The organism is Burkholderia sp. MSMB1835 (assembly GCF_001526365.1).
Lineage (GTDB): Bacteria > Pseudomonadota > Gammaproteobacteria > Burkholderiales > Burkholderiaceae > Burkholderia.
The window spans coordinates 77581-91209 of the sequence record NZ_LOYP01000009.1 but is presented as its reverse complement, the minus strand read 5'-3'; the positions used below and the strand labels follow the sequence as shown (position 1 = coordinate 91209).

The following is a 13629-nucleotide window of genomic DNA, read 5'->3' as shown; positions in this document are numbered from 1 at the left end:
ATTGGCACTCATGCAGCGTCATTGCCGGCTTCCACAACGAATTCAAACACCTTTTCTCTGCGCTGCATGATTCGACTGCGGCGGGTAGTCGTCTGATCTTGAATGATGATGTCGTCGATGATCAGGACTGTGCTGCCCGACCGAGCTGCCACACGCACCGAATCGGCCGGTGTGGTGCCGGACGGGCGCAATGGTGCCGTGAAGCCGCTGGGGGATGATAGAGCAGTTGGCACGGGCAACGTTCTTCCATCATAAAGCGAGCCGCTCCTGTAACCTTCGCTACGCCATTTGTTCAGCACGCGGTTGATTTGTGCATCGACCGCACATCGGCGATCTCGTGGCAAATCATCGATGTCGATGCTCAATGCGACGGAAATAACAACATCATCGAGATCAAACGAGGCGGTCACATTTTGTGCGAATGCGCCGCCAGCCGCGTCTGAGATTGCGTTTGCGTCGTCCTGAAGCGCTGTATGGGCGTCGCGCCATTGGGTCAAGCTTGTCATCGATACAGCCTCGCCCGCGTCGATTGATGGAGATTGTCGCGGTCGATGAAACGACATCGAGATGACGCTCGGGGGCCGCATTTCACCGTAGACCATGTGGTAGTAGCCAGCGGTGACCAGGCCAATCAACCCGATGAGGAGACCAATTCCACCCCAGATTCCGCTCGCTGGCGCGTAAGCCGCGATCGCAACGGCGCATGCTGGAATGATGGTCGACAGTAGTTTGCCAAGGGCGAGAACGAGCACGAATGGCTTTGGGCTGACGAGCGGCCGTTTGCGACGACGGAGCATGTTTCTCAGGGTGGGGCGCGCCAGTTGTTGATAAAGCAACATGGCCACGGTTAGAACCGCTAGCCCGAAGAAGCCTATAAAGAAATATTGCGAGGCAGGGCGGCTCCATAAGTCAGACATGACCTCGAGAGGAACGTCGTCAACGGCGCCTGGAGGGAGGATTGCGCGGTAGCGTCCAACGAATGCATCCGTCAGGTGATAGGTTGCCGATGCCGATATGCCTGTCGGCACGAGCCAGTCGATGGCCCAGCGCTTGATCCAACCAAAACTCCCAGCTTCCATTTTCGGCAGCGGGACGCGGAGATAGCGGTTTCCAACGATCGAGACGTCGTTATGCCACTTCTGTCGGTCGAACAGCTTCATGGTTCAGTTGGTTCTCGGATTTAGTGACGACGAATCCGTGGGAGCACAATGCGACAGGGACTCGCAGCGGTAAACAAGTGATATCGGCTGCAACGACAAGAACTGAATGGCGCGTCGCGATAGCTGACCGTAAAACAAAGAACCGATACCGATCTGAATGCGAGAAAGGCGTGCCGTGTGATTGATTATGGAAGGGGATCAGCGGACCGCATGCGGCGGCCCGGAATTCGGCAGAGGCGTGTAGAAGCCTGTAACGCTCCGGCAACGATTCAAATCGCTCGGTGCGAGATGAGTCATGTGCCGGAGGGGCGGAATCAAATACCGCGCTCGGTATTCATCCGAGGTTCTGCGGAATGAGGATGCAATGCTCGGCCGGGAGGCCTTAATCCCAATGACGATGATGATGGTAATACCCGCCATCCCCGTAATACCCGCCACCATCAGGCACCACGATACAGCCGCTCAACAACACGGCGACGCCGGCAATCAGCAAAAGGGTCTTCTTCATCGCGTTCACCTGCTCGGGTTCGATATGGAACCCAGCATAGCGAGCGCCCGCAACACCGGCTGTAAGCGTTGGTATCCCTGTCACGCAATCCGTAACGGCGGATTATTCCGGTCACAATGACCGTAACAATTAGCCAAACAGCAGACGTTTTCAGGCGACGACGACCCGGTTTCGCCCCGTATCCTTCGCCCGGTACAGCGCGGCATCGGCGGCTTCGATCAACGCGTCGGGCGTCGACAGATCATCGGCCGCTACGGTCGCGCAGCCGATGCTGACGCTCACGCGCCCGGCCGGCGAATCGGGCATCGCGAGGTCGAGCCGCAGCACGGCTTCGCGCGCTTCGTCGGCCACGACCCGCGCACCGCGCGCGCCGGTGTTCGGCAGCACGATCGCGAATTCCTCCCCGCCATAGCGCGCGACGATATCGGCCGGCCGCCGTACGGCACCGGCCAGTGCGTTCGCGACGGCGATCAGGCACGCATCGCCCTTCACGTGACCGAACGCGTCGTTGTACGCCTTGAAGTGATCGACGTCGACCATCAGCAGCGACAGCGGTTCGCCCTGCCGTCGCGCCTGCAGGAACAGCGTGTGGAAATGATCGTTGAAGTGGCTGCGGTTGAACGCGCCCGTGAGCCCGTCGCGCGCGGAAGAGCGGATCAGCGTCGCATGCGCTTCGAACAACTGCTGATACAGCATCGTCACTTCCCACGCGAGCACGCACACGAGCACGCCGGGCGTGAACATGCTGAACACGCGTGCGACATACCAGCCGACCGTGAAGCGGTTCGTCGTCAGCAGGTTCAGCGTCGTGTCGGTCAGGCACGCGAGCACCGCGATCGCGAGCCACAGGTCGAGCGTCGTGCGCAGCCGGCCCGTGACGAGCACGGCCACGAGCGCGAGCACGTTGAGGATCCATACGACGAGCGCGATGCCGTTGACGGGCAGCACGGCTGCGTCGCGAGGCGGATGGAACGCGGGCGGCAGCGACACGTTCAGCGCGAGCGCGCACAGGAGTGCCGCCGCGACGGCCGGGCCGCCGACGAGCGCGATCGTCCAGCGGCGCGTCGCTTTCTCACCGACCGGGGCGCGCGTCAGTCGCTCGCGTGCGAACAGCGCGGCCATCACGAAGCACGGAAAGCCGGCATGCCAGAAGATCCACATCCATGCCGCGCTTTGCGGGCGCGCGCCGAGCAGGCCATGCGGCGCGAACACGCCGGGAAAGGTGAGCAGTTGCAGCGCGACGGCAAGTGCGGTGAACGCATAGGCGCCGCCGAGCGCACCGAGCACGGGCTGGCGCGTCACGGTGAACTGCGCGCCGAGGAAGAACGCCGCGATGCTGGCGGTCGTGAACACGGTGAGCGCGCACATCGGCATGAACGGCTCGACGGCCGGCAGCGCGACGTTCGCGTGCGGCGCGGCGATCCCGAGCGCAAGCAGGATGACGAGCGCCGTCAGCGCGCCGAGCCACAGCTGACGTTGCGTCGTGTGCTGGATCAGGATGCCTTCCATGGAGTCCCCCGGACACGCGTGCTCGAACGCCCGATCTTGCGCCGAGCGGCATGCATCCGGTCGCGGCGCGACCGGCGCGGTCCGATCCTATCTCGTTATTGGTATCCGCTCAAATGCCGAGCCCCGGGCCGAAGTTGCCGGCGACGCAGCGCGTGACGGCGTCGACGTCCGCGTAATCCTGTTCGGGCAGGCCGTCGAGCATCGACAGCACGTCGTTGCTGGCGCCGGCCTCGCGCGCGGCGTCGACGATCGCATCCTTGTTCGCCGGATAGCGGACGGCCGCCAGTACATCGGCGATCTGCAGGTCGATCGTTTCGTTCGGGATATCGTGTGGAGGAAGGGCGGGCTTGTCGTTCACGTCGGTGTCTCGCGGGTTGGGCGGGAATCGGATCGAAGCGCAAGAATCGTGCACCGCATGCTACCCGGCCCAGGATGGCCCGGCCAGCGCGTGCGGATCGACGAGGATCGGCGTCAATGCCCGCGTCGCACGCGGCGCCACGGATGCTTCCAGTCGATGTGCGGTGCGTTCTCGTCGCGCGGATGCTGGCGGCGATGCTCCTGCCAGAGTTCGTCGGAAAACAGCGCAGCCACGATGACCAGCGGGAGCACGAGGAAAATGCCGAGTATGACTTGCTCGATCACGATAGCCTCCTTGCGGTGGCGGGAACCCTTGCTCCCATTCTAGGCTCTGAACTGCGCCCGCGTTCAATTTCTTACAGTGCGAGACGGGCCGGGCGCGGCCGTGCCGCGCCGGCGTTCCGCACGTGCGCCGGCATCGAACAGGACATGAACATGCAACTCCAGAACGATACCCACACGCTCGCGCTACGACCGCTGGAGCGCCAGGACCTGCGCTTCGTCCACGAGCTGAACAACGACGCGAAGATCATGCGCTACTGGTTCGAGGAGCCGTACGAAACCTTCTCGGAACTGTCGCAACTGTACGACCGCCACGTGCACGACCAGCGCGAGCGCCGGTTCGTCGCGGTCGATGGGCAAGACGAACTGGTCGGCCTCGTCGAGCTGATCGAGCTCGACTACATCCACCGTCGCGGCGAGTTCCAGATCATCATCGCGCCGCAGTGCCAGGGGCGCGGCTACGCGGGCCAGGCGACGCGTCTCGCGGTCGAGTACGCGTTCAAGGTGCTGAACATGCGCAAGCTTTACCTGATCGTGGATACGTCGAACGCGGCGGCGATCCATGTGTACGAGAAATGCGGATTCCAGCACGAGGCCGAATTGAAGGAAGAATTTTTCGGGAATGGCGCGTATCACAACGCTTATCGGATGTGCATCTTCCAGCACGATTATTTCGCGCGTCAGCCAATCGGGCTGAATAAAGTAGGGTAAACACCACACGGGTAAAAGGCGCTTGCGACGGGGCTTCGCAGGCGCCGAACGGATGCGGGGGAACTCCGGATAAATACGGATTCGCTTATATCTGGCATTTTTCTTGTTTCAGGTAAATGCGATTCCGCGCTGCGGTAAAGTCGAATCGTTTCGGACGACTTTATGTGCAACGCATCAAAATGATCCGGATAGCGAAATGGATTATCCAAACCGTTCAATCGCCGCGCTGTAACTTTGCCGAAAGCCTTGCCCGGTAACGCTTTCCGCCCGGCGGCACGGGCCGGGGCTACGTTCGCCAGCCCGTGCCGCCCGCGTGCGTCGCGCCAAAAGCGGGCTGCGCACGGGGTGCGACAATCCGCCGCTATTGCGGTCGCACAACAAATGTGCTTGCTATCGTTTGCCGGTCTTCTAAAGTGAAAAACGCGGGTTCACGATCACCTTTAAACACATAGCTAACCCAGCCTGGTGCCCGCAAGCCTGGAGACAGAACATGATCAAGCGTACCGGTGTCCTTTTTGCCCTTGTCGGCGCATTTTGCGCTGTGTCGATTGCCCAGGCCGGCGGCGATTCGGCCGTCAAGCCGAAGCAGGAAATCCAGCTGACGAAGAACGCATGGGGCTGCCTGTCGAAAGACAATCTGGACTCCGTACTGAGTCACGAGCGCGACGGCAAGTCGCAGGCGAAGCAGCAGTACTTTGACGACTTCCGCTGCCTGTCGGTGCCGGAGGGCCAGCGCTTCCGCGTGGTATCGGTCGACCAGGGCGACGTGCAGTTCGTCAGCGCCGACAACAGCGACCAGCAAGGCCTCTGGACCGATTCGCGCTTCGTCAAGCAGTAACCGTCCACTCACCGCGCCGTCGCAGGACGCGCGAGCGCGCCGGCCCGACGGGCCGGCGGCGCGAATCGAACACGGCCCGGCCCATGCCGGGCCGTTGTGCTGTGGATCGCGCATGCCGCACGCCGGACGGCGCGCATTCGGTATCATCACGGCCCGACCGAACCGAATGCCCGCCCGGGCCGCATCCGCATGGCGCTGAAATCCACGATCTACAAAGCCGAACTGCAAATCGCCGACATGGATCGGCATTACTACGCCGATCACGCGCTGACGGTGGCGCGCCATCCGTCGGAAACCGACGACCGGATGATGGTGCGCATCGTCGCGTTCGCGCTGTTCGCGCACGAGCGGCTCGAATTCTGCAAGGGGCTGTCGGACGTCGACGAGCCCGATTTGTGGCAGAAAGACCTGACGGGCGCGATCGACGTATGGATCGAGGCCGGCCAGCCGGACGAACGGCGCATCTCGAAGGCGGCCGGCCGTGCCGGGCAGGTCACGGTGATCGCCTACGGCGGCAAGACGTCGGATATCTGGTGGCAGGGCGTGCGCAGCAAGGTCGAACGGCTGCGCAACGTGCAGGTGCTGTCGCTCGCCGACGGCGTCGCAGCCGCGCTCGGGCGGCTCGCGGAGCGCACGATGCGCCTGCAGTGCACGGTGCAGGACGGCGCCGCGTGGATCTCGAGCGCCGATCACGATCCGGTCGCGGTCGAGTGGACGGTGCTGAAGGCGCGCGCCGACGCGTGACGGCCCGCGCGCCGGCCGCGTTCAGCCGAGCGCGGCCGGCGGCCCCTTGAATTCGACCATGTTTCCTTCGGGATCGAACAGGTAGATCGACGGCCCGTAGCCGCCGGCGCCGTAGCGTTGCGCCGGCGCCTCCGGCCGCGCGCCATGCGCGGCGAAATGGGCGATCAGTGCGTCGGGGTCGAACGGCTCGACGCGCAGGCACAGGTGGTCGAGGTTGCGCCCGGTGCCGGGCGGGCCGCTGTCGGGGCGGTCGATCGGGCCGCCGACCGTCAGCAGGTCGATCAGCGCATCGCCGGCGCGCAACTGCACGAGGCCCAAGTCGGGCTGCTCCTTCTCCACATGGCAACCGACGGCGTCGCAGTAAAAGCGTGTCATCGCCGCCATGTCGGTCACGCGCAGCACGATGTGATCGATTCCGCGGATGGTGGGCTTCATGGGCGGGCACTCCTTCGCAAGTCGACGAGCATCGAGTGTAGACGCATCGCGCCTGCGCTGCCGGCCGGACCGCGGCACAATCGACGGACGAAAAAAAGCCCGTTCACGCAGAGCGGAACGGGCTTAATCCATATCAGGAGGAGACATGGAGGAGACAGTTCCAACTATACACACGGCGATGGTGCGACGCAATATTCCGATTGCAAAAAAACGTCAGGACGACGATTTGTCGCATCCGCACTGCAGCAAAATGATGACGCGACGATGACGAAAGCCACGCGGGAGCGGCCGTCGCGCGCGTTTCGTCGGATTTATTTTTAGTGATACGGCCCCGATTCATCGGCACGAATCACAGAGCAAGATTCAGGGCGCGACGGCATGTGCCGATGTCTAGAGTAGGCACCGTCTACACTAGAGAGTGCGAGGTTCAGATGAAAACCGCCTATCCGACCGACGAGGCCCGCTGGGCCGCCGTGACCGAACGCGATCCGCATGCGGATGGCGCGTTCTTCTATGCCGTCAGCACGACCGGCGTGTTCTGCCGCCCGACCTGCGCGTCGCGCCAGCCGCGCCGCGAGAACGTGTCCTTTTTCGCCGATCCGGCGGCCGCGCGCGCGGCCGGCTTCCGGCCCTGCAAGCGTTGCCAGCCGGAAGGGCTGCCGCGCGAGCTGGAAATCGTCAATCGCGCGTGCGCGGTGCTCGACGCGCACGCCGAGCGGCTCACGCTGCAGCAGTTGAGCGACGCGGTGCACGTGAGCCCGTTCCACCTGCAGCGGCTCTTCAAGCGCGTGGTCGGCGTGTCGCCGCGGCAGTACCAGGCCGCGCAGCGCGGCGCCGCGCTGCGGCAGGCGCTGCAAAGCGGGCAGCCGGTCACGCAGGCGGCCGTCGACGCGGGTTTCAACTCGCCGTCGCGGCTCTATGCGTCGGTGCCGCGCGAGTTGGGGATGGCGCCGTCGTCCTTCCGCCGCCAGGGTGCGGGCCTGCGGATCGACTACGCGACCGCGTCGACGTCGCTCGGCACGGTGCTCGTCGCCGCCACCGAACAGGGCATCTGCCGGATCGCGTTCGGCGACGACGCGGCGTCGCTCGTCGGCGAGCTGAAGGACGCGTTCGCGCGGGCCGAACTGGTCGAATCGCCGGCCCGGCTCGCGCCGTTCGTCACGCAGATCCGCGCGTACCTCGACGGCACGCGGCACGCATTCGATCTGCCGCTCGACATCGCGCCGACCGCGTTCCAGCAGCGCGTGTGGGAAGCGCTGACGCATATCCCGTACGGCGAAACGCGCAGTTATTCGGAGATCGCCGAGGCGCTCGGCTCGCCGCGCGCGGTGCGGGCGGTCGCGTCCGCGTGCGCGTCGAATCCGGTCGCGCTCGCGATCCCGTGCCACCGCGTCGTGCAAAAGGGCGGCGCGCTCGCCGGCTATCGCTGGGGCGTGCGCCGCAAGGCGACGCTGCTCGCGGCCGAGGCGCGTCATATCCACGACAACGACGAAGCCGAAGCCGAGACGGAGGGCAGTGCGGTTTGAGTATCGAGACGACAACGATCAAGACCCTCGCGAACGGCGGCCCAGTGCCGCCGTCCGCGCAGATGGAGCTGCGCTACAAGGCGCCGTACGACTGGGCGCGCGTGCTGCGCTTTTTCAGCGGGCGCGCGATTCCGGGCGTCGAGCAGGTCGCGGACGGCGTGTATCGCCGCATCGTCGATCTGCACGGCCTTGCCGGCCGGCTCACCGTCGCGAAACACCCGCGCAAGCATTGCCTGATCGCGACCGTCGAAGGGGCGCTCGCGCGTCACGTCGACGATGCATTCGCCGCACGTGTCGCGACGATGTTCGATCTCGGCGCCGATCCGGCCGCGATCGGCGGCGGGCTCGCGCGCGATCCGTGGTTCGCGCCGCTCGTCGCGGCCGCGCCGGGGCTGCGCGTGCCGGGCGCGTGGTCGGGGTTCGAGCTGGCCGTGCGCGCGATCGTCGGCCAGCAGGTGAGCGTGAAGGCCGCGACGACGATCGTCGGCCGGCTCGTCGAACGGGCCGGCGAACGCGTGATTCATGAAGACGACGGCGCGCCCGCATGGCGTTTCCCGACACCCGACGCGCTGGCCGCGTGCGATCTCGACAAGATCGGGATGCCCGGCAAGCGCGTGGCGGCGCTGACCGGCGTGGCGCGCGCGGTGGCGGCCGGCGACGTGCCGGTCGACCGCACGCATGCCGATCTCGCGACGCTGCGCAGCGCGTGGCTCGATCTGCCCGGCATCGGCCCGTGGACCGTCGAATACATCGCGATGCGCGCGTGGCGCGACCCGGACGCGTGGCCGGCATCCGATCTCGTGCTGATGCAGTCGATCGCCGCGCGCGACCCGGCGCTCGACCGGCTCACCAGCCAGAAGCGCCGCACCGAAGGCTGGCGGCCGTGGCGCGCGTATGCGGCGCTGCATCTGTGGAACGAAGTAGCCGACCGGGCGGGGGGCGCGCGCGGCGGGTAAGCGCGGCGGCCCGCCACCGGGCGCGACCGCAACGCGGCCGGGCTGCAACCCGTTGCGCACACGGCGCCGGCATGCGGCAAGCGCCGGCGTGACGCGCCGCGTCATGGCGAGTTCGCGCGTCCGGCATCGGCCGGACGTCGCGCGTGCGATGCGTGCGCACGCGTCGTTTCGCGATCATGCGGCGGCGAGGTTGCACCTGTCGCCATCCGTTCGTCGTTCGCGTTCCGTCCGACGAATGGCGCCGGCCGGCGTGCCGATCGGCGTCGTCCGGAACCGGCGATACCGGCCGGGACAGCCGTGCCCGGCCCGTCCGACGGCCCGCTCAGGCCCGCGCGCCGTGCCCGCGGCCACCTCAAGCGCGGGTTCCGGCGAGATGTTAAAGTGCCCGCTACCAACGAAGCGACCAACAATCCAGCCGGCCGCGCGCGGCGTTCTGCGCGCGGCCGTCACGCACTTGCGTCTCCATGTCGAACACCATGACTCACCGCCAGTCCGAACTGCTGCTGAATCGCCTCGACGCGCTGAGCTCGGGCCCGACGCGGCAGCATCTGCCCGACGGCCTGCGCGGCATCGAAAAGGAAAGCCTGCGCGTGACGCGCGACGGGATGATCGCGTTCACGCCGCATCCGCGCGCGCTCGGTTCGGCGCTCACGCATCCGGCGCTGACGACCGACTATTCCGAAGCGCTGATCGAACTGATCACGCCCGCGGAGCGCGACGCCGCGCTCACGCTCGAACGCCTCGACGATCTGCATCGCTACGTCTATGCATCGCTCGGCGACGAGATGCTGTGGAGCGACTCGATGCCCGGCCTGCTGCCGGCCGACGACCAGATCCCGATCGCCGACTACGGCACGTCGAACATCGGCCGTTTGAAGACGGTGTACCGGCGCGGCCTCGCGTATCGCTACGGCCGCACGATGCAGTGCATCGCCGGCATCCACTACAACTACTCGCTGCACGAGGAAGTGTGGCGGCGCCTGCATGCGGAAGAAGGATCGACGGCCACGCTCGTCGATTACCAGTCGGAACGCTATCTCGCGCTGATCCGCAACTTCCGCCGCCGCAGCTGGCTGCTGATGTACCTGTTCGGCGCGTCGCCCGTGCTCGACACGAAGTTCCTGCGCGGCAAGCCGCACGCGCTCGACACGTTCGACGCCGATACGCTGTACCGGCCGTATGCGACCAGCCTGCGGATGAGCGATCTCGGCTACTCGAACACGACGGCCCAGGCCGCGCTGCACGTCGACTACAACACGCTGCCCGGCTATCTCGACGCGCTGTCGAAGGCCGTCAGCGAGCCGTATCCGGCGTACGAGGCGATCGGCACGCATCGCGACGGCGAGTGGATCCAGATCAACACGAACGTGCTGCAGATCGAGAACGAGTTCTACTCGACGATCCGGCCGAAGCGCGTCACGTATTCGGGCGAGCGGCCGCTGCATGCGCTCGCGTCGCGCGGCGTGCAGTACATCGAAGTGCGCTGTCTCGACATCGATCCGTTCGAACCGACCGGCATCGCACTGGAGACCGCGCGCTTCCTCGATGCGTTCCTGCTCGCCTGCGCGCTCGACGAAAGCGCGCCGCTCGACTGCGACGCGTACAAGGAAGCGAATGCGAACTTCGGCAGCGTGACGCTGGATGGCCGCAAGCCGGGACTCACGCTGGTGCGCGACGGCCAGCCGGTTACGCTGCAGGCGTGGGCGGACGCGCTGATGGCCGATATCGACATCGTCGGCCGCCGTCTCGACGACATTCGCGGCGGCGACGAGCATGCGCGCGCGATTGCCGCGCAACGCGAGAAGCTCGCCGATCCGGAGCACACGCCGTCCGCGCGCGTGCTGCGCACGATGCGCGAGAACGGTCAGTCGTTCCTCGCGTTCGCGCTCGCTCAAAGCGAAGCGCATGCCGCGCATTTCCGCGCGCATCCGCCGTCGGCCGACACGCTGCGCGCCGAGCAGGCGCTCGCCGCGAAGTCGCTGGCCGAGCAGGCCGAGCTCGAAGCGAAGGAGGCCGGATCGTTCGACGCGTTCGTCGCCGCCTATCGCGCCTATACGCTGAACCGCTTCAGCGTGTGACGATCGCGCAAGCGGCCGGCGCACGGTGCGCCGCGCCGCGATGCGAGTGCGGTCCGGTTCCGTCGGTGATCAGTGATGGGCGTACGTGCCGCGATCGACCGCATGCGGCAGCGCCGGCCCGGCCGATTCCGCGTTGGCCCGGCCGTCGCTGCCGTAACCGGCGGCGTCGCCCTCGCCGCGCGCCTGCGCCGCACGTTGCATGACCGCCTGCATGTTCCGCGGAAAGTCGGGACTGCTTGCGAGGCTCGTCCGGTAGCCGGCGGCCTGCAGTTCCGCGAGTTCCTGGCGGACCTGCGCGTGCGTGAGCGTCGACGCAGCTTGCGCGTGAGCGGCGAACGCCGCGCCGATCAGCGCGAATGCGCATGCCGCGTGTTTCATTTTCATCATCGTGTTTGCTCCGTGAGGTTCCGGTGCCGCGCCATCGCCGGCGCGGCCGGAAACGATGCAGCCAGTCTAGGCTTCGGACGCCAAACGAAACATCCTCGCGGCTGGCAGTCACCTTTTCCGGTCGCGCAATATTGCGCGGGTGCCGGCATCGCGCGGCCACCGGCGAGCCGGCTGCGACGGGTTTTCTGTCGAACGCGACAGCAGCACGCCATCTGCCGGCCATCGTGCGGCGGCGGTCCGCACGGGCTCGCCCGCATCGGGCTTCTCCCCCCTTGTACAAGCGCGTCGCGCCTCCTAACCTCTTTTAAGCGACCGATCGGTTGGCCGCGCAACGTCGTTGCGTACGCAAGCGCCCGATCGCGGTCGCGACTGCAGGACATCGACTTGTACCGAGCCCGGCGCATCGACATGCGAACCCGGGCCGGCCGCACAAGGCATGGGACCCGAGTACGCGCCGAAGCGCCCACTCGGGTCGACATCTGGAGACACGATGAATCCCACCGACGCCCTACCGCCCGGCATCGTCTTCGCGCAACCGTTGACGCCGGTCGCCCACTCGCTGCTCCTGTCGTTCCTCGTCGCGACGATCCCGATCGCGGTCGCGCTGATCGCGCTCGGCGTGCTGCGCCGCCCCGCGTGGCAGGCGTCGCTCGCGGGGCTCGTCGCGGGCCTCGCGGTCGCGATCGGCGCGTGGGGGATGCCGGCCGGGCTCGCGTTCAACGCGGTCGGCGCCGGCATGGCGCTCGCGGTCGTGCCGGTGATGTGGATCGTCTTCAACGCGCTGCTGCTGTACAACATCGCGGTGAAGTCGGGCCGCTTCGACCAGTTCCGGCAGTGGATGCTCGACAACCTGCCCGACGACCGCCGCCTCGTGCTGCTCGTCGTCGCGTTCTCGTTCGGCTGTCTGCTCGAAGGGATTTCCGGGTTCGGCACGCCGGTCGCGATCACGAGCGCGCTGCTGATCGCGCTCGGCTTCCCCGCGCTCGAAGCGCTCACCTATACGCTGCTGTTCAACACGGCGCCGGTCGCGTTCGGCGCGCTCGGCGTGCCGATCACCGTGCTCGGCGCGGTCACGTCGCTGCCGCCCGCGACGCTCGCGCAGATGGTCGGCCGCCAGTTGCCGTTCTTCGCGCTGCTGCTGCCGTTCTACGTGGTCGGCGCATACGGCGGCTTGCGCTCGATCGCGAAGCTGTGGCCCGCGCTGCTCGTGTCCGGCGGCAGCTTCGCGATCGCGCAGTTCGTCACGTCGAACTTCCTCGGCTACCAGCTCACCGACGTGCTGTCGTCGCTCTCGTCGCTGATCGTGACGATCGGCTTCCTGCAGCTGTGGAAGCCGCAGCCCGATCCGCAATACGCGCTCGCGCGCAGCGTGCCGGCCGCGGCCGGCGCCGCGCGCGCGGGCTTCGGCGGCTGGCTGCCGTGGCTCGTCGTGTCGGTGGTCGTGATCGTCTGGGTGCACGCGAACATCGCGGCGATCGGCGACGTGAAGATCAAGTGGCCGGGGCTGCACAACGCCGTGTACGTGTCGCTGTACCACAAGCCGTATGCGGCGATCTGGGATTTCCAGCCGCTCGGCACCGGCACCGCGATCCTCGTGTCGGCGATCGTCACGGCCGCGCTGACGCGCACCGGCCCCGGCGCGTTTGTCGAATGCGTGGTGAAGACGTGGCGGCAGACGTGGATCGCGATCGTCACGGTGATGATGATCGTCGGGCTCGCGTACCTGCTGAACTACTCGGGCATCAGCTACACGCTCGGCACCGGCGTCGCGTCGACGGGCGCGCTGTTCCCGCTGGTGTCGGCGTCGCTCGGCTGGATCGCCGTGTTCCTGTCCGGCAGCGACACGTCGGGCAACGCGCTGTTCGGCAACCTGCAGGTCGTCGCCGCCCGGCAGCTCGGCCTCGATCCGGTGCTGATGGCCGCGACCAACTCGTCGGGCGGCGTGATGGGCAAGATGATCTCGCCGCAGAACATCGCGACGGGCGTGTCGACGACGGACCTGAAAGGGCAGGAAGGCGTCGTGTTCGCGCGCACCTTCTGGCACAGCGTGATCCTCACGCTATTGCTCGGCGTGCTGGTGTTCCTGCAGCAGCACGTGCTGACATGGATGATTCCGGCGCTGCCGAAGTGACGCGCGG

14 protein-coding genes are annotated in these 13629 nt (G+C 66.4%); 7 read left to right on the top strand and 7 right to left on the bottom strand.

Annotated features, from left to right (window positions below; all coding sequences use genetic code 11):
* Positions 1 to 8: 8 nt before the first annotated feature.
* The 5 genes from WS96_RS05100 to WS96_RS33995 form a co-directional block, all read right to left on the bottom strand.
* Entirely contained in the window at positions 9 to 1160 is a 1152-nt protein-coding gene (locus WS96_RS05100) for a hypothetical protein (protein WP_059831046.1), read from the bottom strand.
* 382 nt (positions 1161 to 1542) lie between these two features.
* Positions 1543 to 1668, bottom strand: a complete 126-nt coding sequence (locus tag WS96_RS34350; protein WP_256980637.1) for a hypothetical protein — start codon at positions 1666 to 1668, stop codon at positions 1543 to 1545.
* Positions 1669 to 1818: 150 nt separating this feature from the next.
* Positions 1819 to 3177 carry a sensor domain-containing diguanylate cyclase gene (locus tag WS96_RS05095; RefSeq protein ID WP_059831044.1) on the bottom strand — a complete coding sequence of 453 codons (1359 nt, stop codon included), beginning with the start codon at positions 3175 to 3177 and terminating at the stop codon, positions 1819 to 1821.
* Positions 3178 to 3286: 109 nt separating this feature from the next.
* Positions 3287 to 3535 (bottom strand): DUF2795 domain-containing protein, encoded by a 249-nt coding sequence (locus WS96_RS05090; RefSeq protein ID WP_059824664.1) that lies wholly within the window; start codon positions 3533 to 3535, stop codon positions 3287 to 3289.
* A gap of 113 nt (positions 3536 to 3648) precedes the next feature.
* On the bottom strand, positions 3649 to 3819 hold the full coding sequence (locus WS96_RS33995) for a hypothetical protein (protein ID WP_006489933.1): 171 nt from the start codon (positions 3817 to 3819) through the stop codon (positions 3649 to 3651).
* Between the two features lie 150 nt (positions 3820 to 3969).
* Here WS96_RS33995 and speG point away from each other — a divergent pair, with 150 nt between their 5' ends.
* From speG to WS96_RS05075, 3 genes are all read left to right on the top strand, one after another.
* Entirely contained in the window at positions 3970 to 4527 is a 558-nt protein-coding gene (gene speG / locus WS96_RS05085; protein ID WP_059831077.1) for a spermidine N1-acetyltransferase, read from the top strand.
* 490 nt (positions 4528 to 5017) lie between these two features.
* A complete protein-coding gene (gene sap1, locus WS96_RS05080; protein ID WP_034208724.1) occupies positions 5018 to 5365 on the top strand; it encodes a surface attachment protein Sap1 in 348 nt (115 codons plus the stop codon).
* Between the two features lie 189 nt (positions 5366 to 5554).
* The gene (locus WS96_RS05075) at positions 5555 to 6109 is read left to right on the top strand and encodes a YaeQ family protein (protein WP_006498691.1); all 555 of its coding nucleotides are present in this window, start codon (positions 5555 to 5557) and stop codon (positions 6107 to 6109) included.
* Positions 6110 to 6130: 21 nt separating this feature from the next.
* On the opposite strand, the gene WS96_RS05070 is transcribed toward WS96_RS05075, so the two are convergent.
* A complete protein-coding gene (locus WS96_RS05070; protein WP_027785791.1) occupies positions 6131 to 6544 on the bottom strand; it encodes a VOC family protein in 414 nt (137 codons plus the stop codon).
* Between the two features lie 431 nt (positions 6545 to 6975).
* Between WS96_RS05070 and ada the strand changes: the two genes are divergently transcribed.
* From ada to gshA, 3 genes are all read left to right on the top strand, one after another.
* Positions 6976 to 8070, top strand: a complete 1095-nt coding sequence (gene ada / locus WS96_RS05065; RefSeq protein ID WP_059831042.1) for a bifunctional DNA-binding transcriptional regulator/O6-methylguanine-DNA methyltransferase Ada — start codon at positions 6976 to 6978, stop codon at positions 8068 to 8070.
* On the top strand, positions 8067 to 9026 hold the full coding sequence (locus tag WS96_RS05060; protein WP_059831041.1) for a DNA-3-methyladenine glycosylase family protein: 960 nt from the start codon (positions 8067 to 8069) through the stop codon (positions 9024 to 9026). Before ada ends, WS96_RS05060 begins: the two co-directional genes overlap by 4 nt.
* A 464-nt stretch (positions 9027 to 9490) precedes the next feature.
* A complete protein-coding gene (gshA, locus tag WS96_RS05055; RefSeq protein ID WP_059831039.1) occupies positions 9491 to 11104 on the top strand; it encodes a glutamate--cysteine ligase in 1614 nt (537 codons plus the stop codon).
* 69 nt (positions 11105 to 11173) lie between these two features.
* Here the strand turns inward: gshA and WS96_RS05050 are convergent, their stop codons facing one another.
* A complete protein-coding gene (locus WS96_RS05050) occupies positions 11174 to 11491 on the bottom strand; it encodes a DUF4148 domain-containing protein (protein WP_059831037.1) in 318 nt (105 codons plus the stop codon).
* Between the two features lie 490 nt (positions 11492 to 11981).
* Between WS96_RS05050 and WS96_RS05045 the strand changes: the two genes are divergently transcribed.
* Complete coding sequence (locus WS96_RS05045; RefSeq protein WP_059831036.1) at positions 11982 to 13622, top strand: L-lactate permease; 1641 nt, start codon at positions 11982 to 11984, stop codon at positions 13620 to 13622.
* Positions 13623 to 13629: the final 7 nt, after the last annotated feature.